We start from the raw sequence: 19,978 nt of genomic DNA on the forward strand, positions 1-19,978 counted from the left end.
CGGCGCCGCAGCGAAACGCGTCGTTGCTCGCCGCCAACACCCGCGCCGGAATCTGCTTGACCGGCGTCCTGCACGGCACCCGACGCCGTCCTCCACACCTCCCCGGCACCCGCTTCGGCGCCCGCAAAAATGCATCCGAGCGATGCAATTCCGCCCGCACCCGAACCGCATCGCACGCCGTATGATCGGCCCGGCCTTTTCCCAAGGCTGTCCAAAGCGCGTCGCCCTCTCCATCCGTTCACGCGCTCCGCCACAATCACCCAGCGAACATGTCCAACTTCTCACTCATCCTCGTCGTCTCCATGTTGAGCGCCTTTGGCCTGATCGCGTCCGACGTCTACCTGCCCGCGATGCCGTCGATGGCCCATGCGTTTTCGATCGCTGCATGGCAGATGCCGCAGACGGTATCGGCCTACCTGATCGCGCTCGCCTGTGCGCAACTGTGCTACGGCCCCCTCTCCGATCGATGGGGACGCAAGCCGGTGCTGACGGTCGGCATCCTCGTGTACATCCTGGGCTCGCTCGGCTGCGCAAGCGCAGGCGACTTCGCGAGCTTTCTCGGATGGCGCGTCGTCGAAGCGCTCGGCGCGGCGTCCGGCCTCGTCATCGGTCGCGCGATCATCGCCGACACGTGCGACAAGCACGCATCCGCGAAGGTCTACAGCATCGTGTATCCGCTCGTGTCGCTGTCTCCGGCGATCGCCCCCGCGATCGGCGGATATCTGGCCGCGTGGTTCGGGTGGCGCAGCAATTTCATTTTCGTCGCCGCGTTTGGCGGGGTCGCGCTCGTGCTCGTCCGGCGTCTTCTGAAGGAAACGCGGCCGGCCGTCACGCCGGGGCAACATCGCGCCGCGCCGCTGGCCGGCTTCGCCGACGTGCTCGGGGACCGCGCATTCATCCGTTACACGCTCGTCGTCTGCGCGATCTATTGCGCGTGGTTCGTCTACCTGACGCAGTCGCCGTTCATCTTCGCCGGCCTCGGCCTGTCGGAACAGCAAAGCGGCTGGCTCTATCTACCGCTGACCGCCGGCATCGTTTCCGCCAACCTGCTCTCGCGCCGCATGCTCGACCGGATGTCTTACGACGCGATCGTCGCGGCCGGCATCGGCTGCTTCGTGGCCGGCGGCCTCGCGTTCGCCCTGTGCGAGTCGTCGCACGTCAAGAGCCTCATCGCAGTCGTCTTGCCGATGTTCCTCGTCAGTCTGTCGAACGGATCGTCGCTGTCGCTCGCCGTGTCGCGCGCCATCGCGAGCGAGCACGGGCGCGCGGCCACCGCGTCCGGGCTCGTCGGCTTCTTCCAGATCGGCAGCGCGTCGCTCGCGGCCACCGTGTCCAGCAGCCTGCTCGGTACCGGCAGCCACGTGCTGGCGACGGCCATCCCGTTCTTCGCGATCGTCGCGGCGGTTGCGATCGCGCCTCGCTGGTATGCCGCGCGACGCCCGCGCTCGATGCGCGAGACCCAGCCCCGTTGAGTACCCGGCCCCGCACCGGCAGGATCCCGGCCGCTATCGATAACGGTCGAACGCAGCAGCGATCTCGGCGGTGACGGCCCGAACGCGCGCCGTCCGGTTCAGGTCCGTATGCGACACGAGCCAGACCTGATACGGCACGGCTCGCGACCTGTCGGGCCAGATTCGCACGAGCGAATCATCCTCTTGCGCCATATACACCGGCAGTTCGCCGATGCCGATGCCCGACCGGATCGCCGTCGCCAGCATCAGGCTCGAACTCACTTGCGCAACGATGCGCCCGCGTTCCATCGATTCGCCGCAGAGCGTGTCGCCCTGGTTCGACGTGATGGCGGGTTGGTAGACGACCAGGTCGTACCCTTCGAAAGCGGACCCGATCGCGGGCGCGCCATGTGCATCCAGATACTCGCGGCTCGCGAACAGCCCGACCTCCCACTCGGCCAGTTTCCGGCGGACGAGATCGGGGTTTTCCGGCATCACGGTTCGAATTGCGAGGTCCGCATCGCGCCGGGTCAGGTTGAGCACCTGCACCGACGTCGTCAGGACCACGTGTATCGCGGGGCATTTCCGTCGCAACGACCGTATCGCGGGCACGACGAAATCCATCGCAAGGGAATCGGTCGTCGTCACCCGGACCTCGCCTTCGAGCCGGTCGTCCGAGCCGTGGACACGGCGCTCGAAGTCACTCGCCGCTTGCTCCATCGCTTCCGCGGCCTGCAGCGAATGCTCGCCCGCCTGCGTCACGACATAGCCGGACGACGTCTTGAGGAACAGCTTCGCGCCCAGCGCCTTCTCGAGGGCCGTCAGGCGTCGCCCCACGGTGGCCTGATCGACATCGAGCACGGCCGCGGCTTCGCGCAGCGTCCCGGTGCGATGAACTGCCAGAAAAACGCGGGCATCGTCCCAGTTCATGGATAACGTTCTCTCTCGGTAAAGCATGTGTGCATTCGTCGAGGGCAATTATACAAGCCGCCCCTCGACGCCCTGCGCCACATGATCAGTTATCCATATCAATACCCTGGTCAATTCGCCCGCCGAAACCGGAGCTGCCCGCTGGATGCCCCGACGACCCGGCGCTCCGAAGAAGGTCGGATGCAACATTCGCCCCGATGATCGTTGCATCGATCGCGCCGCCCGCACCCTGCCGTCCAGTCAACAGCGCCTCGAATACCTCCCCTCCGACATCGCGGTTTTCCGTATCGAGCGCGCGCCGCCAGACTGACGACGCATTCGCGACGCCGCATCACCGCACGGCAACGCGACACACCCCCGCCAAAACGATTCCGGGAGATACGCCACGTCCGACCGGCACGCGCGCCGAGGCGCGCTCAAGACACTCGGTCTCGCGGCGAGCACCGCGCTGCTCGCCGCCGCGCGTTCACGGATGCCAGCGGTACACGATCATGCTCGTGCCGTTGTAGTTGTCCTTCGTGATCACGTATTCGCCGGTCGAGCGCAGGTACGCGCGGATCCCGTACATCGAGTCGACGTCGTTGCCGACGTCCATCGCCGACGTGTTCGAGTTGGTCAGCGTCGTGACGAGCGCGCCGGTGTTGAGATCGAACACGTCGACGTTCGGCACGGTGTGCACGTAGCCGACGAACAGGTAGTGGCCGGCCGCCGCGATCGATTTCGGGTTCGCGCTGGTGAGGTTGATCACCGGGTTCGGCGCGGTCGTGTTGCCGCTCTTCCAGCCGTGATAGACCTCGATGTGTCCGTTCATCGCGGTCCAGTCCCAATTGTTTGCGAGGCCCTGCGCGAGGATCATCGTGTCGCTGTCCGACTGGTAGACGATGCGCGTGGTCGGCGCCACGGTGCTTGGCACGGCCGCGGTGGTGGCCTTGCCCCATGACGGCTTGCCGGTCGCGTCGAAGCCCGTCATCGGGTAATGCGCAATCGCGTTGGAGCCGTTCAGCCCGGCCCACACGTCGCCGTTGCCGTCGATGTCGAAACCGGCCGTGACCTGCAGCGTCGTGTTGAACGGCTTGCCCGGCAGCGAGCCGGCCGGATTGGCGATATAGCCGGTCGCCGGCGTGAAGTAATAGAAGTTGAAGTTGCCGGGGTTCTGGCCCGACGCGACGAGAATCCGGTTGCCGCCGACCGTCACGAGCTGGCCGAAGTGCTGGCCGCGCTGGTAGTCGTTCATGTCGAGGCGCGGGTCCTTCGGATAGGTGAACGGATCGACCGTGTTCGCGACGAACGTGCCGCCCGCCGAGCCCGTATAGACGTTGTTGCCGCTGTAGAAGTACGCGCCGTCGGTGGCCGGGTCGGGCGCGGCAATCGCCTCGAAGTTCAGCGCCTGCAGCTTCCATTGCAGCGCGCCCGTCGGGCTGTATGAATGAAGGTCGGTGCTGCCGTTGCGCCCGAGATCCCAGCCGCCGCCCCACGCATTGTTGAGCACGTACAGGTTGCCGCCCGAATCCTTGCCGATGCCGACCACGCGCGTGAAGCGCTTGTCGCCGACCTGCCCCTTGATGCCCGAGGTCGTGTCGAGATAGCCGCCCTGCACGCCGAACGTGCCGATCTGCTGCGGCAACCCGGCAAGGCTGTAGATCTTGATGTTCATGTCCGGGCCCTGGTCGCCCACCAGCAACTGCCCCGTCGACGCATCGAAATACAACGCCGACGGCCGCGCGCCGGCCGCCATCTGGATCGTGTTCATCAGCGTGCCGGTCGCGCTGTACTGCACGACCGCGCCCGCGCTCATGCGCGCGACCCACAGGTTGCCCGCCGCATCGAGCGCCAGCGCGCCGGGCCCGGTCACGCCGATGTCGCGCTGCCACACACCGTCGGTCGTATAGACGCGCACGCGGTTGCCGTAGAAATCGCTCGCGTACAGCAGGTTGCCGGCCGTCGCGAGGCCGGTGATCACGTCCGGGTTCGGGAGGCCCGTCCATGTGCTGACCGGGATGCGCAGGTCGCGCTTGTTCGTGCCGCGATCGTAGCGGCCAACCGAACCACTGCCGAAGGTGCGGTTGTAGCCGAGCGCGACGAAGATCGACGTCGCGTTGCCGGTGATCGCGCCGCCCTGGAATTCGTCGTGGATACCGATCGTGCCCATCGGCTGGCCGTTCTGGTAGAGCGCGACGCCGCCCGCATTCTCGTCCCAGCGCGACGCCGTGTAGATCACGCCCTCGGGCGCGACCCACATCGAGCGCGCCGCATTGCCGACGTGCTGGGCCAGCGTACCGTACGTGTTCGCGAGCCAGTCGGTCGAGTATTGCACCTGCGCGTGACTCGCCGGCGCCAGCATTGCCATGCACATTCCCAGCAACGCCGCCCGAATTTGTTTCATTGACATGAATAATGCTCCCGAACGTTTAATTATCGATACTGTAAATTGCAGCGCATGAAATATTGATGATTCCAGCTAAAGCGCATTCGCCTTCATCCCGAATTATTTCACTCCGTTCTTTTTGCCGTCCGGGGTTTTTCCGGCAACGATGGCCAAACCCGGACACCGCGCCGCAACGGCCTTCCGGCCGCGCGGCATCGGCGCCTTTCCCCGGCATTTTCTTCCGGATCGCTCAATGCGAATACGTCATTTTTTCTGAAACGCCCGCATTGCCTTTTTCATTCTCCGGAAATCAGTCAAATGATTACAAATCGAAATTTAAATGAAAGAGAAAAAATAATATCCGGCGCAATCGCGTTGTCGCGATTCAGCGCAGCGGGATGCGGCGGAAGGAAGGAAGGAAGGGAAAAGAAAGCGGGATACGGCGGATAAAAACCGAACCGCGCGCCGCCTGCCCGCCGCGCAGCGTCACGGTGACGGCTCCGCACCGGCAACTCGCGGAATGCGTTCGGACCGTGTCGTCTCCTCCAGGAAAGGAGGCGACAGGATAGGAGCATGCGTGCAACGTCGCCGGCATCGGCTGCTGGCAACGTTGCGCCTGCAACGATGGTGATGCGTCAGAACTTCTGGCGCAGGCCGAGGCTGACAATGGCCTGCGAGCGCGAATCGGACGAGTGGCCGTTCGCCTTGTCGGACACCGACGCCGTCGCGGCCACCGGCCGGCCCAGCGCGTCGAGCGTCATGCCCGACGCATGCTGGTACGCGCCGAGCAGGTACACGCTGGTGCGCTTCGACAGGTCGTAGACGGCGCCGAGCGTGACGTTGTGATACTGCGCGCGATCGTCCACACCGTCGACATCGCTGCCGCGCGTGTAGCTGTAGCCCGCGAACAGCTGCGTCTGCGGCCGCACGTTCCAGCGCGTGAACACGCCCGCGACGTTGAACGTCGCGTGGCCCGTGAACAGCGACTGGCCGCCGCTGCGGTACTGCACGTTGCTGTAGTTCACGCCGACGACGGCCGGGCCGAAATCGTAGGTCGCGCCGGTCGCGATGATCTGCTGCGATTGCGCGCTCGCATAGCCTTCGTTGATCGACGAGTTGAACAGCCCGTCATCGGTGCTCTGCCACTTGCCGGCCGTCGGGTCGGTCGCCCCCGTCTTGCTGTTGTCCGACCGCTCGTAACCGACGCCGACGCGCAGCGGGCCCGCCGCGTATGCCGCGCCGACGCTCCATGTGTTGCGCTGCTTCATGCTGCCCGGCTGGCTCCCAAAGCCGTACAGCGCGCCGAACGTGAAGCCCGAGTAGTTGGCGCTCGTGTACTTGATCGAGCTGTCGACACGCGCGGTCTGGTCGAGGTCGTCGATGTCGCCCGGGTGCGCGCCGAAGCCGCCGATGTACGACGACGGGCCGACCGGGCTCACGAAATCGTCGAGCGACGTGTACTGGCGGCCGAGCGTGACCGTACCGTAGCGGTCGCTGCCGAGACCGACGAACGCCTGGCGGCCGAACTGGCGGCCACCCTGCCCCGACGTGCCGTTCGTGATGTCGAAGCCGTTCTCGAGGACGAACAGCGCGCGCATCCCGCCGCCGAGATCCTCGGAACCCTTGATGCCCCAGCGGCTGCCGGACAGGTTGCCGGTCGTGAGCCCGACGTTCGAATGGCCGGTGTACACACCCGCGGAGCCGACCCGTTCGTTGCTGCGATAGGTCACGCCCGCATCGACGATGCCGTACAGCGTGACGGAGCTTTGCGCGGCGGCGATGCCCGCGAGCGAGAGCAGCAGCGGGGCTGCGATCAGTTGCTTGTTCATGATTGTCGTGTCTCCGGGCGTTGAACCCGTTGTTCTGGCTGTCAGTTGCGAGTAGCGCGCGGGCGGCAAGATCCGCCGGCGGTGCGAGGCCGGCGGCGTCCGCGCGCGACGACGCGGCGGGCATGCCCACTGCGGCCGCCATGGTAGATGGAACCGGTTTCGATCGAAAGCGCAATGATGAAAACAGTTTCTTGCCAAAATCGAGATAGTCGAGGGGGCAGCCTTGTGCGCGGCGCGGCGCACCTGTACAGCCCCGGCGGGCGCAGCCGATAATCGAACGCCCGCCATCGATCGGGAGTGCCTTCATGCATGAAACGACCCTGCTGATCTTCGCCGCCGTCGCGTTCGTCGGTATCGCGACACCCGGCCCGACCGTGCTGCTCGCGCTGACCAACGGCTCGCGCCACGGCGTGCGCCGCGCGGCCTGCGGCTTCGCGGGCGCGATGCTGTCCGACTTCGTGCTGATCGTCGCGGTCGCGCTCGGCCTCGGCGCGCTGCCGATGGCGTCGGCGTTCTGGTTCCCGGTGGTGAAGTGGCTCGGCGCCGCGTACCTCGCGTATGTGGGCATCCGGCTGCTGATGTCGAAGGGTTCGCTCGACGTCGCCGCCGCGCACGGTGGCGCGGCATCCGGGCGCAACGCGTCGATCTTCGCGAAGCGTTTCCTCACGGCGGTGACGCACTCGAAGGGCTATCTGTTCTTCTCCGCCTTCCTGCCGCAGTTCCTGGATCCGTCCGCGCCGCTCGCGCCGCAATACGTCGCGCTCGCGGTCACGTTCGCGCTGCTCGACGGTGTCGTGATGTTCGGCACCGCGCTGCTCGGCGCGCGTGCGGTGCGGCTGCTGAAGCGCGCGGGGGCGCTGTGGCTCGAACGCACCTGCGGCGCGACGCTGCTTGCGCTCGCAGGGTCGCTGGCGCTGACCCGGCGTCATGCGTCGTAGGGGCGGATTCCGATGAAAATCGCTACGCCGCCCCGCTCCGGCTTTCCGGGCCTGTCGCTCCGCCAGCTCGAACGCGCCGACCTCGACGCGTGGTACGCGTACCTGTCGAACCCCGACGTCTTCCGCCACACGAGCTGGAACCTGTGCTCGCCCGACGACCTGCTGCCGCTGTTCGACGCCATCGAATCGACGGACCCCGACTCGATCCGCCGTCTCGCCGTGATCGACGACGCATCGGGTGTGCTCGCCGGGACGATCGGCCTGCATACCGTATCGACCGCGAACCGCTCGGCGGAAATCGCTTACGATCTCGCGCCGTCGCACTGGGGGCGCGGGATCGCGAGCGCGCTGTGTACGGCCGTCACAGAGTGGGCATTCGCCGAGGGCGGCTTCATGCGCATGCAGGCCGTGGTGCTGACCCGCAACGAAGGCTCCGCTCGCGTGCTGCAGAAGTGCGGCTACCGCTACGAAGGGCTGTTGCGCGCATACAGGATGGTGCGGGGCACGCCGGGCGATTTCGCGATGTACGCGCGCCTCGCGACCGACTGACGCGCAACCCGCGGTTTCACGCCAAACACCCATCGCTTCGCATGCGCACGCCATTGGACGGCCTGCGCCGAATTGGCGACAATCGCCGTTCCCATCTCCGACGATCCGCCATGAAAATCGCCGCGCTGTCCGACATCCACGGCAACCTCGCCGCACTCGACGCGGTGCTCGACGACGTCCGCCGCCGCGGCGCCGACGTGATCGTCAACCTCGGCGACATCCTGTCCGGCGCGCTCCATCCGGCCGAAACGGCCGACCGCCTGATCGCGCTCGACCTGCCGACCATCAAGGGCAATCACGAACGGCAACTGCTCACCGGCGATCGCGAGTCGATGCGGCTGTCGGATCGCTGGGCGCACGACACGCTGCGCGCCGATCATCTCGACTGGGTCGCCGCGCTGCCCGAACGCATGACGCTCGGCGACGACGTGCTGATGGTGCACGGCACGCCCGACAGCGACCTCGTCTATTTCCTCGAAACGGTCACCCCCGATGGCTGCCGTGCAGCCACGCCCGATGAAATCGCGCAGCGCGCGGGCGACGAACCGGCGTCGCTGATCCTGTGCGGCCACACGCACATTCCGAGGACGGCGAAGCTCGACGACGGCCGGCTGATCGTCAACCCGGGCAGCGTCGGGCTGCAGGCATACACCGACGACCTGCCGCATCCGCACCGCATCGAGACCGGCTCGCCGCATGCGCGCTACGCGATGGTGTCGCGCACGGCCGCCGGCTGGAACGTCGAGTTCCATGCGGTCGAATACGACTGGCACACGGCCGCGGTCACCGCGGCATCGCGCGGGCGCGACGACTGGACCGTCGCGTTGCGCACCGGCCGGTGCTGATGCGCCCGGCTCACCCTCCCGCTTCACTTCATTCACCGGAAAACCGCACCGCCATGCCCGTTCCGTCGCAACTGCTCTTCCTGCCCGGCGCATCGGGCAGCACCGCCTTCTGGCAGCCGCTCGCCGGCCTGCTGACGCATCCGGCCGAGCGCCGGATCGTCGGCTATCCGGGTTTCGGCGACACACCGCGCGATCCGGCCGTCGACGATTTCGACAGCCTCGTGCGTCATGTTCTGGAAACGATCGACCGGCCGACCGCCGTGATTGCCCAATCGATGGGTGGCGTGATCGCGATGCGCGCGGCGCTCGACAAGCCCGAACTGATCACGCACCTCGTGCTGACGGTCACGTCCGGCGGACTCGACATGGCCGGGCTCGGCGCGCAGGACTGGCGCACCGGTTTCGCGCAAGCCAACCCGCAGCATCCCGACTGGTTCCTGACGCTCCATGCCGACCTGTCGCGGGACATCGGCCGCATCGCGCAGCCGACGCTGCTGCTGTGGGGCGACGACGATCCGATCAGCCCCGTCGCGGCCGGCCGGCGCCTGCTCGAACGGTTGCCCGATGCGCAGCTGCATGTCGTGCCCGGCGGCCGGCACGATCTCGCGGCCGTGCATGCGGCTACGCTCGCACCGCTCGTCGATGCGCATCTGCAGCGCGTGTGACGCCGCGCGCTGCTGCTTCAACGCCAGCTTCGGTTTCGGATCAGGCTTCGAGTTCGGCACAAACCTGAAACCAAGCCGCTCACGCGCCGCCTCCCGTCACCCCGCATTCCTCAGCGTGAGCCGCGCCTCGAGCCCGCCGCCGTCCGTCCGGTTGTTCAGCGTGAGCGTGCCGCCCATCGCGAGCGCGAGTTGCCGCGCGATCGCGAGGCCGAGCCCCGTGCCGCCCGTCTCGCGGTTGCGCGACGTCTCCACGCGCCGGAACGGCTCGAACACCGCGTCGAGCTGATCGTCCGGAATGCCGGGCCCGCGGTCGAGCACGGCGATCACCGCGCCGCCGTCCGGCCCGGCCTGCACGTCGATCTCGGCCGCGCCCGCGAATTTCAGCGCGTTGTCGACGAGGTTGCCGACGATACGGCGCAGCGCCTTCGGCCGCGTGACGAGCGCGAGCGGCGCGCGGCTGTGCAGCGCGACGTCCTGCCCCGCATCCGTGTAGTCGCACACGATGCTGTCGAGCAGCGCGTCGAGATCGATGCGGCGCGCGGCCTCCTCGGTGCCGTGCAGCGTCCGCGCGTACGCCACGCCCTCCTTCACCAGGTGCTCCATCTCGAGCAGGTCCTGGCGCAGTTTCGCGCCCTGCGTGTCGTCGTCCATCATGTCGACACGCAAGCGCATCCGCGTGATCGGCGTCTGCAGGTCGTGCGAGATCGACGCGAGGATCTGCATGCGCTCGGCCATGTACTGCGCGATGCGATCCTGCATCGCGTTGAACGCCCGGGCGGCGCGCGCGACTTCCGACGGCCCGCCCTCGTTCAGCCGCTCGCCCTTCAGGTCGGGGCCCAGTGCGTCGGCGGCCTGCGCGAGTTGCTTGAGCGGCCGCGTCGCGAGCCGCACCGCGAGCCAGCAGCACGCGGCCAGCACCGCGAGCTGCAATACGAGCACGACCGGCAGCCAGCCCGACAGCGGCACCGTCGACATCGGACGAATGTCGATCGTCAGCGGCGACCCGTCGGTCAGCCGCAGATGCACCTGCAGATGTTCGCGGTCGCCGGGGATCGCGTTCGCGGTCAGCGGGTAGTCGCCGCCGATGCCGTCGGAAATCGACCGCTCGACGCGCGCCGACAGCCGCGCCTCCGGCGGCGTGCCCGTATCGCCGGGCCCGAGGATGAACGCATAGCTGCGCCGCGCGAGGCGCGGCAGCCACGCGGCGCGCTCGGCCGGCGGCAGGTGGTCGAGCAGCGCGACCGAGCTCGCGACCTCGCGCTCGATGTAGCCCATCATCAGGTTGGTGGTCGCCTGGTCGCGCTCGGTCACGGTGAGCCAGAACGACAGCGTCTGCGCGAGCGCGAGGCCCACGCACAGGATCAGCGCGAGCCGCGCGAACAGCGAGCGCGGCCAGTGCCACGGCATGCGCGCGCTCATGGCGTACCGTCGACGGCAGTCACGGCCGACGAGAACACATAGCCCTCGTTGCGCAGCGTCTTGATGTAGCGCGGTTCGCGCGCACCGTCGCGCAGGCGCTGGCGCAGCCGGCTCACGAGCAGGTCGATCGACCGGTCGAACGGGTCGGACTGCCGCCCCTGCGTGAGATTGAGCAACTGGTCGCGCGTCAGCACGCGCTGCGGGTTGTCGAGGAACACGCGCAACAGCCGGTATTCGGCGCCGCTCAGCGCGACCAACGTGCCTTCCGCATCGAGCAGGTGGCGCCCGGTCGTATCGAGCCGCCATTCGCCGAACGCGAGCATCTCCGCTGTTTCCGTCACCTGCATGCCGGGCGGCAGCATGCGCGCGCGCCGCAGCACCGAGCGGATCCGCGCAAGCAGCTCGCGCACCGCGAACGGCTTGGCCAGGTAGTCGTCGGCGCCCATCTCGAGGCCGATGATGCGGTCGGTTTCCTCGCCGCGTGCGGTCAGCATCAGCACCGGCACCGTGCGGAACTTGCCCGCGCGCAGGTCGCGGCACAGGGTGAGGCCGTCCTCGCCGGGCAGCATCAGGTCGAGCACGATCAGGTCGGGGGCACCGTCGTCCAGAACGCTGCGCATCTCACGGCCGTTCGCGGCCAGCGACACGCGCATGCCGTTCTTCTCCAGATAATCCGCGAGCAGTTCGCGGATCGCGCGATCGTCGTCGACGATCAGCACGTGGTCGATCTTGTCCATGAGTCGTTGTCGATGTCGGTGTCGAGGGATTGGGGCTGGCGATGTCCCCTTTTATACCGCACGGCGGGCATGCGTTTGTATCCCAATGTATCGCGCCGCCGTGACGACACACAACATTGCACACGCGTGGCCCGCCGGACACATCGCAGATACGTCGGCGCCGCCTAATGGGGCCTGTCGAAACCCGTCCCGGCCACCGCCCCCGAGCGGCGGCTTCCCGCTCAGGAGAACGCCATGCTGCCCCGACTCAAGATCGCCACCCTCGTCATCGCCCTTGCCGCCTCGGCCGGGCTCGCCGCCTTCGCGGGCACCCGCGACAACGCCGACATGCCGGCCGCGCAGGCCGGTACGGCGGCCCCCGATTTCACCGGCATCGACCGCTGGCACAACAGCACGCCGCTGACGCTCGGCCAGCTGCGCGGCAAGGTCGTGCTCGTCGATTTCTGGACGTACTCGTGCATCAACTGCATTCATACGATTCCGTACGTGAAGGAGTGGGACCGGAAGTATCGCGACCAGGGGCTCGTCGTGGTCGGCGTGCATACGCCCGAGTTTCCGTTCGAGCGCGACGCGGGCAACGTCGCCGATGCGATCAAGCGCTTCGGGATCCGGTATCCGGTCGCGCAGGACAACCGCTACGACACGTGGCGCGCGTACGGCAACCAGTACTGGCCCGCGCTGTACCTGATCGACGCGAACGGGAAGGTGATCTATACGCGCTATGGCGAAGGCGGCTACGACAAGACCGAGGCTGCGATCCGCGGTGCGCTCGCGCAGGCCGGTGAAGGCGCGAAGGGCACGACGCGCACGCAATGACGGGCCGGCGCGCGGGCGTGGCACTTGCCCGCTCGCGCCTGCCTGTCGCGAGCGTTCACCCGCGCTTCGCGTCGGCCGCCTCGATCATCGCTTCGCCGATCGCGAGGTTGCCGTTCGCGACCAGCGCGTCGCCCGCGCCGCGAATATCGGCCTCCTCCTTGTTCTGCCCGAGCTTGCGCTTGCCGACGAGCCGCGTGATCTCGATCTGCAGTCCGACGATCGACTGCAGCATCGCGTCGAGATAATCCTTCGGCGCGTCGCCCATCTTCCACGGCGCCGGCTGCGACGCCTCGTGCGTGCGCGTCAGCCGGGCGACCACGCCGCGCACGAACGTCTCGTCGTCGCGCACCGTGATGCGGCCGTGCGCATGCACGACCACGTAGTTCCACGTCGGCACCTGCCGGTGCGCCACATGCTTGCTCGGATACCAGGTCGGCGAGATGTATGCGTCGCCCGCGCGGAAGATCACGAGCACCTCGTCGCCGTTCGCGACGTCCTGCCAGACCGGATTCGCGCGCGCGACGTGCGCATGCAGCTCGTCCGGCCCGCCGTCGCCCGGCAGCAGCTCGAACGGGATGTGGATCGCGTCGAGCCCGCTCTTGCCGTGCGTGATCAGGCTGCCGAACGGATGCTGCACGATCAGCTCTCGCAGCGCGACGGGGTTGGGTTCGTTGAATTCGGCGGGGACGTACATGTCGGCTCCACGGTCATGCGGGGGTTGGAATGGATCAGGCGCTGGCCCGTCATGCGCCGATTGTGGCTCCAAACTGGTTTATGCTGTAGAGCCGGTTTGAAACAATTTCAGCAGACCAGAATCATGGCAAGAACGGCCCGGAACGTCGACATCCCGTCACTCGGCACGCTCGATCGTGCGGCCGGCGACCTGAGCCGCCAGCTCGCGCAGGCGCTGCGCGAAGCCGTGCGGCGCGGCGACGTCCGGCCCGGCGACACGCTGCCGTCCACACGGCTGCTCGCCGCGTCGCTGCAGGTGGCGCGCGGCACCGTCGTCGATGCGTATGCGCAGCTCATCGCCGAAGGCTTTCTCGAATCGCGCGGCGGCGCGGGCACGCGGGTCGCGCACGCGCTAGCGGAGCCGCCCGTCAACACCCCCGAACTGCCCGCCCGGCGCCGCCCCCCGGCGCGCGCCGGCCTGCCCGAGCCTGCCGCCACGTTCGCGCGGATCGCCGGCGAATTCCGTCCGCTGCCGGCCATGCCGTTCGCGATCTCGGTGCCGATCGGGCTCACCGCACCCGACGACATCTGGCGCCGGCTCGGCAACCGGCTGCGCGCGCGCGGCCCCGGCGCACCATCCGGCTATGCCGATCCGCAAGGCGCGCTGCCGCTGCGCGAAGCGATCGCCGACTACGTGCGCCGCTCGCGCTCGGTGCGCTGCGATGCGAACCAGGTCGTGATCACGAACGGCACGCAGCAGGGGCTGCATCTCGCAAGCCAGGTGCTGCTCGGCGCGGGCGATCAGGCATGGGTCGAGAATCCGGCCTATCGCGGCATCACCGCGCTGCTCGACAGCACCGGGCGGCGCGACGCGATGGTGCGGGTGCCGGTCGACGCCGACGGTATCGACGTCGAGGCCGGTATCCGTCTCGCGCCACACGCGCGGGTCGCATTCGTCACGCCGTCGCATCAGTATCCGCTCGGCATGCCGCTCAGCATGGCGCGGCGCAATGCACTGCTCGCGTGGGCGCGCGCACGGCACGCATGGGTGGTCGAGGACGATTACGACAGCGAGCTGCGCTACGAAGGCCATCCATTCCCGTCGCTGCAGGGGCTCGCCCCCGATCGCGTGATCTACCTCGGCACGTTCAGCAAGATCCTGTTTCCGTCGCTTCGGCTCGGCTACGTGATCGCGCCCGACGATCTCGTGCCCGCATTCTGCGGCGCCCGCGTACTGATGGATCGTCATGTGCCGACCGCCGACCAGCACGTGCTGGCCGCGTTCATCGCGGAAGGCCATCTCGACCGCCACATCCGCCGCGTGCGCGGCGTGTATGCGGAACAGCGCGCGCTGCTGATCGACACGCTCGGGGCGCGGCTGCCGCGCGAACGCGCGTGGGTGCAGCCGGGCGACCAGGGGATGCACGTCGTGCTGTGGCTCGCGGAAGGGATCGACGATCTCGACGTGGTCGAGCGCGCCGCGCAAGCCGGCGTCGCGGTGCGCGCGGTATCGCCGATGTTCGCGCCGGGCACGGCCCGCCCGGGGCTCGTGCTGGGCTTCGGCGGGTTCGGCCGCGCGCAGATGGAGGCGGCCGCGCAGCGGCTCGCGGATGTGGTTTCGTCAGCGGAATCGCGGCCGCGCGTGCCGCAAAAGGTTGTCGGCAGGCAACAAACGTAATCGTCTGTAAATCCTGCAAGCAAACGGCCGTTTTGGCCGGCGTCGCACGGGTGCCGTTTGCTAGGATCGCGCCTCTTCCCTCCGCGCTCCTGCCGACTTGAATCGCTTCGTGCCGCTTCTTCGAGACGCGTGGCGCCGTTGCCGCGCCCGCGTCGCACCGTTCGCCGCTGCCTGCCGCGCGCGCATCCGCGCGCTGGGCGCCGATGTGCTGCATGGCCTGCGTCATCCGACGCGCCGCGGCGTCGCGCTGACGCTCGCCGCGATCCCGGTGCTGGGCCTGCTGGTGCTGCTCGCATTCGTCCCGTTCACGCCGAGCATCGGCGACATCCGCAAGGCGCGCATCGACCGCCCCGCGCGCGTGCTGTCCGCCGACGGCCAGCTGATCGCCGAATTCCGGCCCGTCAACCGCGAATGGGTACCGCTCAAGCAGATCTCGCCGCATATGGTCGACGCGCTGATCGCGACCGAGGACCACCGCTTCTACGCACATCACGGCATCGACGTGCGGCGCACGATCGCGGCCGGGCTGCATACGTTCTCCGGCGACCGCCAGGGCGGCTCGACGATCACGCAGCAGCTCGCGCGCAACCTGTATCCGGATGAAGTCGGCCGCGCGCCGACGCTCACGCGCAAGGTGAAGGAGCTGATCACCGCGTTCAAGATCGAGTCGGTGTACAGCAAGGACGAGATTCTCGAGACCTACCTGAACACCGTGCCGTTCCTGTACAACGCGTACGGCGTCGAAATGGCGGCGCGCACCTATTTCGGCAAGTCGGCCGACCAGCTCGATATCGTCGAAAGCGCGACGCTCGTCGGGATGCTGAAAGGCAACAGCTACTACAACCCGGTGCTGAATCCGGAACGCGCGGTACAGCGGCGCAACATCGTGCTCGACCGGATGGCGCAGATGCGCATGCTGACGCCGCAGCAGCTCGCAAAACTGCAGCGCCAGCCGCTGCGCGTCGACTTCGAGCCGCAGTCGGGGCAGCCCGGCCTCGCCCCGCACTTCGCGGTGCAGTTGCGCAAATGGCTGATCGCGTGGGCCGATCGCAACAACTATGATCTGTACTCCGACGGACTCGTCGTGCGCACGACGCTCGACGCACGACTGCAGGACATGGCGACGCAGGCGCTGACACGGCAGACCGAACGGCTGCAGGCGATCGCCGACAGCGCGTGGCGCGGCCCGTCAGGCTGCGGGCTGCGCAACGACCTGTTCCGCGGATTCCTCCGCGAGACACCCGACTACCGGCAGGCACGCGACACGGGGCTGACCGACGTCGCGGCGCTGAAGCAGCTCGGCGCCAATCGGGAATTCATGCGCACGCTGTGCGAGCGCAAGACGCAGGTGCAGGCCGGCTTCGTCGCGATCGATCCGCGCAACGGCGCGATCCGCGCGTGGGTCGGCAGTCCCGATTTCGGCAGCGAGCCGTTCGATCACGTCTCGCAGGCGCGGCGCCAGCCCGGCTCGACGTTCAAGCCGTTCGTCTATGGCGCCGCATTCGCGGACGGCATGCGGCCGGGCGATACGTTCGTCGACCGCCCCGTCGCGATTCCGATCGACGGTAGTGCGGTCTGGCGCCCGACCGATGCCGAGCCGCCCACCGACGAGCCGATGACGCTGCGCGATGCGCTCGCGCTGTCGCGCAACCGTATCACCGCGCAGGTGATGCAGCACGAAGGCGCCGCGAAGGTGGCGCAGCTCGCGCGCGCAATGGGCGTGCGCGAGAGCCCGCTCGACGCGGTACCGTCGCTCGCACTCGGTACGAGCCCCGTCACGCTGAAGGAGATGGTGTCCGCGTACGGCACGATCGCGAACCGCGGCGTGTACGTCGCACCGCAGATGATCACGCGCATCGAGGATCGCGACGGCAAGGTGCTCGCCGCCTTCGACAGCGCGCCGCCCGAACGTGCATTGCCCGAGCCTGCGGCACGGACGCTGGTCGACGTGATGCGCGACGTCGTCGATCACGGCACCGGCGCCGACATCCGTTCGCGCTACGGAATCCGTGTCGACGTCGCCGGCAAGACGGGCACGACGCAGGACAACGCGGACGGCTGGTTCATCCTGATGCATCCGCAGCTCGTGGCCGGCGCATGGGTCGGCTTCGACGACAGCAGCGTGACGCTGCGCAGCGACTACTGGGGCGCAGGCGCACACAGCGCACTGCCGATCGTCGGCACGTTCTACGATGCGGCGCTGCGCGCGAGGGCGATCGATCCGCACGCGCAGTTTTCGCCTGACTTCCGGCCGCGCAGCGCGCCGGCGCCACGGCGACGCACGCCGCACCCGGGCCTGTTCGACTGGCTGAGGTTGTTCCGCTGATCAGGATGCCGGCGGCCCACGCCGGCACGCACGACAGCAGTCCGGCCTATCGACGCGTCGTCGTCGCGTGCCCGTCCGCGTATAGCCATACGGGCACGCCGTCGTCGCGCAATGCGGCGACCGGTTCGCCCAGGCTCCAGTTCTGCGCGACCGCGACACGGCGGACGAACCACGGCATCAGCATCGCGTGTCCGGCGCCGGCGTTGCGATCGTCGTCGAACAGCGCATCGTCACCGATCCGCGTATAACGCGCCGGATGCAGCACGGTACCGCCCGCGCGAAGCACCGTCGCCCGCACGTCGTGGCCGCTCTCGTCCTGCACCCAGGCCAGCCAGCCGTGATCGGCGCCCCAGAACAGGCCGGCCACGTCGTCGTAGCGCCCCTGCGCGACCGTTGCGCCCGTCTCGAGATCGCAGACCGCGAGTTGCACCGGCTCGCCCGGCAGGACGCCGATCGCGTAACGCGTGAACAGCTCGCCCGGCACGGCTTCGTCATCGGGCAACCACGGCAGCGCCCCCATGTTGACGAAGTCGAACGGCGTCAGCACGCGGCCCTGCCCGTCGACAATCGCACACCGCCCGTCGTCGCGCCGAACGATGTGGCGGATCGCGCCGAGCTCGGTCAGCATGTCCGTCCGTTCGTCGTCGGTCAGCCTGGCGACTTCCGCGTAATGCGGCGCGACGACGACCCGGCCCTTCGCATCGACGAGGCCGACGTGACCATCGCGCTGCGCGACGAAGGCGCCGCATTCGGACGACCATTCGAGCGCGTCCCACTCGGGCGGCGCGCGCCATTGTCCGTCGCGCCCGATCAGCCCCCACCGCTCGCCTTCGAATACCGCCGCGACGGTGCCGCTCTCGAATTCATGCGCATCGTCGAAACGCGGCGGAATCACCCACGCACCGTGCGTGTCGACGAAGCCCCAGCGGCCGTCCAGGCTCGCGGATGCGATCCCGCCGGTGAAATCGCCGAAATCGTCGAGCGACGGTTCGAGCGCCCACGTGCCGTCCGTGCGCACGAGTCCGAACCGCTCGCCGATGCGCACGCATGCGACGTCGCCGCTGAAATCCCACACGGCGTCGAATGACGGTTCGCACACGATCCGCATCTCGTCGCCATCGGCATCGGCATCGGCGAACAGCAGGCCGACCTTCCCGTCGCGCGCGGCCCACAGCAACCGGCCGTCGCGCGCGCCGCTCGTCCACAGGCTCGTCCACTCGGGCGGCACGATCACGCGCCACGCGTCGCCGGTTTCACGCCGCACGCCCCACAGGCCGTTGCGTGCGCGAAAGCTGAACGTGCCGCGGCCGAGCCAGTTGCCGTGCACCTCGCCGGCATCGAACATCTCGGCAAACATCACGCCGCGCGGCGGCTCCTGACGGACGAAATAGTGATGCAACATGCAGCCGAACCCGAAGCCCCACGCCCAGTCGCGCCAGTCGGGTGGCGTATCGATCTCGAGCGCATCGCGCACGCCGTGCACGTCGCGAAAGTCCATGCAGTTCGCGACCTGCCACCACAGGCGCGTGCAGGTATCGCGTTCCTGGTCGATGTAGTCGTTCGGATCGCCGCCGTCGAACCACGACAACTCGTCGAGATTCGCGGAAAACCGTGGTGCGCCGTGCGCATCGCCGAGCGCGTCGATCGATTCGCCGAGATGACGCACGAGCGCATCGAACTGACGCGCGAGCGCCGGATCGTCACCGGGCAGCGGATACGCGACGACGAACGACGCGAGCCGGCTGAGTCGCGCATGCGCCGCACGCGCGTCGCTGGCGAGATTCGGCGTGCCGGCATCGCCGAACACGCGCTGCTCGGTAATCGCGTCGCCCGCGCCGCCATCGGCGAGCAGCACGCGCCACAGCAGCGGAAAGTGATTATTGGATTCCGCGAGCGCGATCGTTCGCGCGTCGTCGCCGTCACCGGCCTGGAGATACAGCCATGATCGATTGCCCATCGGAAGGGTCGCCCTCGTCTTTGTTGTTGCTGTTTTCGTGTCGGCGCTCATTATAGGAGCGCGCGATGACGAAGGCAGTTGCCGGTACCGCGCCCCGCGCCGGATGAGTCCACCCGGACGAAGCAGAGCCGCCGCGCGCTGCGCACTATCGTCGTCATCGTTCAACGACGGTGGCGCCCGCGTGACCCACAGCGCAGTCGAGATCGCGAACCCGCTCTACCGCTACGGGGAACTGCTGGACACCGGTGACTTGCCGGGCGTCGCCGAGCTGTTACGGCACGCGCGCATCAAGACGCTGGAACGTGCGCCAATGATCAGCGCGGATGAACTGCACGCACTGCTCAGCGCAAGCGTCCAGCGTGATGCGCGCGGCACACCGCGCACGAAGCATGGGGCGAGCAATCCGATCATCGAGATCGACGAAGCCGCGCATCGCGTGACTACCCGCGTTCAGGGCAGCGTTGCGATGCGCTCGACGAGCGTCGCGTAGAAGCGGTCCGCGTCGACCTCGTTGATCCACGTCGCATTCGCCGCCCGGCCGCTGCGCCCGTTCCAGTCGACGACCATCTCGCCAAGCGTCCACCGCCCGGTCGTCTCGACCATCATGTTCACCCTGCGTCCACCGAACAGCGTCGGATCGACGAGATAGCCAAGCGCGATCGGGTCGTACATCGGCGCGTCTTCGACGCCGCGCCGCTTCTTGTTGTAGGCCAGTTCCGCATCCGTGATGCCGGCGACGATCGCGCCGCAGCGGTTACCGAGCGCACGGAACGGCGCGACGCGCGCCGGCGTGATCGGCGG

Annotated in this window: 16 protein-coding genes and 1 pseudogene; 9 read left to right on the forward strand and 8 right to left on the reverse strand. The window is 68.1% G+C overall.

The features are described 5' to 3' along the window. The first annotated feature begins 269 nt into the window (after positions 1-269). Positions 270-1,472, forward strand: coding sequence for a multidrug effflux MFS transporter (locus tag LGN17_RS10110; RefSeq protein WP_226196388.1), 1,203 nt, complete (start codon positions 270-272; stop codon positions 1,470-1,472). A gap of 33 nt (positions 1,473-1,505) precedes the next feature. Here the strand turns inward: LGN17_RS10110 and LGN17_RS10115 are convergent, their stop codons facing one another. The 3 genes from LGN17_RS10115 to LGN17_RS10125 form a co-directional block, all read right to left on the reverse strand. After that, positions 1,506-2,381 (reverse strand): LysR family transcriptional regulator, encoded by an 876-nt coding sequence (locus tag LGN17_RS10115; protein ID WP_226196469.1) that lies wholly within the window; start codon positions 2,379-2,381, stop codon positions 1,506-1,508. Between the two features lie 466 nt (positions 2,382-2,847). Continuing rightward, a complete protein-coding gene (locus tag LGN17_RS10120) occupies positions 2,848-4,770 on the reverse strand; it encodes an SMP-30/gluconolactonase/LRE family protein (RefSeq protein WP_226196390.1) in 1,923 nt (640 codons plus the stop codon). Between the two features lie 611 nt (positions 4,771-5,381). Continuing rightward, entirely contained in the window at positions 5,382-6,575 is a 1,194-nt protein-coding gene (locus LGN17_RS10125) for a porin (protein ID WP_226196392.1), read from the reverse strand. Between the two features lie 305 nt (positions 6,576-6,880). On the opposite strand from LGN17_RS10125, the gene LGN17_RS10130 reads away from it, so the two are divergent. The 4 genes from LGN17_RS10130 to LGN17_RS10145 all read left to right on the forward strand — a co-directional run bounded on the left by LGN17_RS10130 (position 6,881) and on the right by LGN17_RS10145 (position 9,572). Continuing rightward, positions 6,881-7,513, forward strand: a complete 633-nt coding sequence (locus LGN17_RS10130; protein ID WP_226196394.1) for a LysE family translocator — start codon at positions 6,881-6,883, stop codon at positions 7,511-7,513. A 12-nt stretch (positions 7,514-7,525) separates the two neighbouring features. Further along, entirely contained in the window at positions 7,526-8,062 is a 537-nt protein-coding gene (locus LGN17_RS10135; protein ID WP_226196397.1) for a GNAT family N-acetyltransferase, read from the forward strand. A gap of 110 nt (positions 8,063-8,172) precedes the next feature. Further along, entirely contained in the window at positions 8,173-8,907 is a 735-nt protein-coding gene (locus LGN17_RS10140; RefSeq protein ID WP_226196400.1) for a metallophosphoesterase family protein, read from the forward strand. 53 nt (positions 8,908-8,960) lie between these two features. Then, positions 8,961-9,572 carry an alpha/beta fold hydrolase gene (locus LGN17_RS10145; RefSeq protein ID WP_226196402.1) on the forward strand — a complete coding sequence of 204 codons (612 nt, stop codon included), beginning with the start codon at positions 8,961-8,963 and terminating at the stop codon, positions 9,570-9,572. Positions 9,573-9,668: 96 nt separating this feature from the next. Here the strand turns inward: LGN17_RS10145 and LGN17_RS10150 are convergent, their stop codons facing one another. Together LGN17_RS10150 and LGN17_RS10155 are read right to left on the reverse strand one after the other, a co-directional pair. Next, on the reverse strand, positions 9,669-10,991 hold the full coding sequence (locus LGN17_RS10150) for an ATP-binding protein (RefSeq protein WP_175971568.1): 1,323 nt from the start codon (positions 10,989-10,991) through the stop codon (positions 9,669-9,671). After that, positions 10,988-11,728: a response regulator gene (locus LGN17_RS10155; protein WP_226196405.1), complete on the reverse strand. Its 741-nt coding sequence runs from the start codon at positions 11,726-11,728 to the stop codon at positions 10,988-10,990. Before LGN17_RS10155 ends, LGN17_RS10150 begins: the two co-directional genes overlap by 4 nt. Positions 11,729-11,962: 234 nt before the next feature. Between LGN17_RS10155 and LGN17_RS10160 the strand changes: the two genes are divergently transcribed. Further along, positions 11,963-12,544 (forward strand): thioredoxin family protein, encoded by a 582-nt coding sequence (locus tag LGN17_RS10160; RefSeq protein ID WP_226196408.1) that lies wholly within the window; start codon positions 11,963-11,965, stop codon positions 12,542-12,544. A gap of 55 nt (positions 12,545-12,599) precedes the next feature. Here the strand turns inward: LGN17_RS10160 and LGN17_RS10165 are convergent, their stop codons facing one another. Beyond that, on the reverse strand, positions 12,600-13,238 hold the full coding sequence (locus tag LGN17_RS10165) for an FMN-binding negative transcriptional regulator (RefSeq protein WP_226196410.1): 639 nt from the start codon (positions 13,236-13,238) through the stop codon (positions 12,600-12,602). A 123-nt stretch (positions 13,239-13,361) separates the two neighbouring features. Here LGN17_RS10165 and LGN17_RS10170 point away from each other — a divergent pair, with 123 nt between their 5' ends. Next, positions 13,362-14,894 (forward strand): PLP-dependent aminotransferase family protein, encoded by a 1,533-nt coding sequence (locus LGN17_RS10170; protein WP_226196411.1) that lies wholly within the window; start codon positions 13,362-13,364, stop codon positions 14,892-14,894. Positions 14,895-14,991: 97 nt separating this feature from the next. Continuing rightward, a complete protein-coding gene (locus tag LGN17_RS10175) occupies positions 14,992-17,220 on the forward strand; it encodes a penicillin-binding protein 1A (protein WP_226196412.1) in 2,229 nt (742 codons plus the stop codon). A 46-nt stretch (positions 17,221-17,266) separates the two neighbouring features. Here the strand turns inward: LGN17_RS10175 and LGN17_RS10180 are convergent, their stop codons facing one another. Continuing rightward, a complete protein-coding gene (locus LGN17_RS10180; protein WP_226196413.1) occupies positions 17,267-19,177 on the reverse strand; it encodes a WG repeat-containing protein in 1,911 nt (636 codons plus the stop codon). 181 nt (positions 19,178-19,358) lie between these two features. Here LGN17_RS10180 and LGN17_RS10185 point away from each other — a divergent pair, with 181 nt between their 5' ends. Then, on the forward strand, positions 19,359-19,667 hold the full coding sequence (locus LGN17_RS10185) for a nuclear transport factor 2 family protein (protein WP_226196415.1): 309 nt from the start codon (positions 19,359-19,361) through the stop codon (positions 19,665-19,667). Here the strand turns inward: LGN17_RS10185 and LGN17_RS10190 are convergent. Beyond that, positions 19,628-19,975 (reverse strand): annotated as a pseudogene (locus LGN17_RS10190) (nucleoside hydrolase); the annotation flags it as partial. The gene LGN17_RS10185 and the pseudogene LGN17_RS10190 sit on opposite strands and share 40 nt — an antisense overlap. Positions 19,976-19,978 lie beyond the last annotated feature (3 nt).

This window comes from Burkholderia sp. AU30280 (assembly GCF_020420125.1).
GTDB lineage: Bacteria > Pseudomonadota > Gammaproteobacteria > Burkholderiales > Burkholderiaceae > Burkholderia.

What these genes read in the sequence shown, in the direction of transcription:
- LGN17_RS10120 (WP_226196390.1), bottom strand. Translation starts at nt 4,770, where the DNA reads ATGTCAATGAAACAAATTCGGGCGGCGTTGCTGGGAATGTGCATGGCA.
- LGN17_RS10115 (WP_226196469.1), bottom strand. Translation starts at nt 2,381, where the DNA reads ATGAACTGGGACGATGCCCGCGTTTTTCTGGCAGTTCATCGCACCGGG.
- LGN17_RS10130 (WP_226196394.1), top strand. Translation starts at nt 6,881, where the DNA reads ATGCATGAAACGACCCTGCTGATCTTCGCCGCCGTCGCGTTCGTCGGT.
- LGN17_RS10170 (WP_226196411.1), top strand. Translation starts at nt 13,362, where the DNA reads ATGGCAAGAACGGCCCGGAACGTCGACATCCCGTCACTCGGCACGCTC.
- LGN17_RS10165 (WP_226196410.1), bottom strand. Translation starts at nt 13,238, where the DNA reads ATGTACGTCCCCGCCGAATTCAACGAACCCAACCCCGTCGCGCTGCGA.
- LGN17_RS10155 (WP_226196405.1), bottom strand. Translation starts at nt 11,728, where the DNA reads ATGGACAAGATCGACCACGTGCTGATCGTCGACGACGATCGCGCGATC.
- LGN17_RS10135 (WP_226196397.1), top strand. Translation starts at nt 7,526, where the DNA reads ATGAAAATCGCTACGCCGCCCCGCTCCGGCTTTCCGGGCCTGTCGCTC.
- LGN17_RS10150 (WP_175971568.1), bottom strand. Translation starts at nt 10,991, where the DNA reads ATGAGCGCGCGCATGCCGTGGCACTGGCCGCGCTCGCTGTTCGCGCGG.
- LGN17_RS10180 (WP_226196413.1), bottom strand. Translation starts at nt 19,177, where the DNA reads ATGGGCAATCGATCATGGCTGTATCTCCAGGCCGGTGACGGCGACGAC.
- LGN17_RS10145 (WP_226196402.1), top strand. Translation starts at nt 8,961, where the DNA reads ATGCCCGTTCCGTCGCAACTGCTCTTCCTGCCCGGCGCATCGGGCAGC.
- LGN17_RS10125 (WP_226196392.1), bottom strand. Translation starts at nt 6,575, where the DNA reads ATGAACAAGCAACTGATCGCAGCCCCGCTGCTGCTCTCGCTCGCGGGC.
- LGN17_RS10160 (WP_226196408.1), top strand. Translation starts at nt 11,963, where the DNA reads ATGCTGCCCCGACTCAAGATCGCCACCCTCGTCATCGCCCTTGCCGCC.
- LGN17_RS10140 (WP_226196400.1), top strand. Translation starts at nt 8,173, where the DNA reads ATGAAAATCGCCGCGCTGTCCGACATCCACGGCAACCTCGCCGCACTC.
- LGN17_RS10110 (WP_226196388.1), top strand. Translation starts at nt 270, where the DNA reads ATGTCCAACTTCTCACTCATCCTCGTCGTCTCCATGTTGAGCGCCTTT.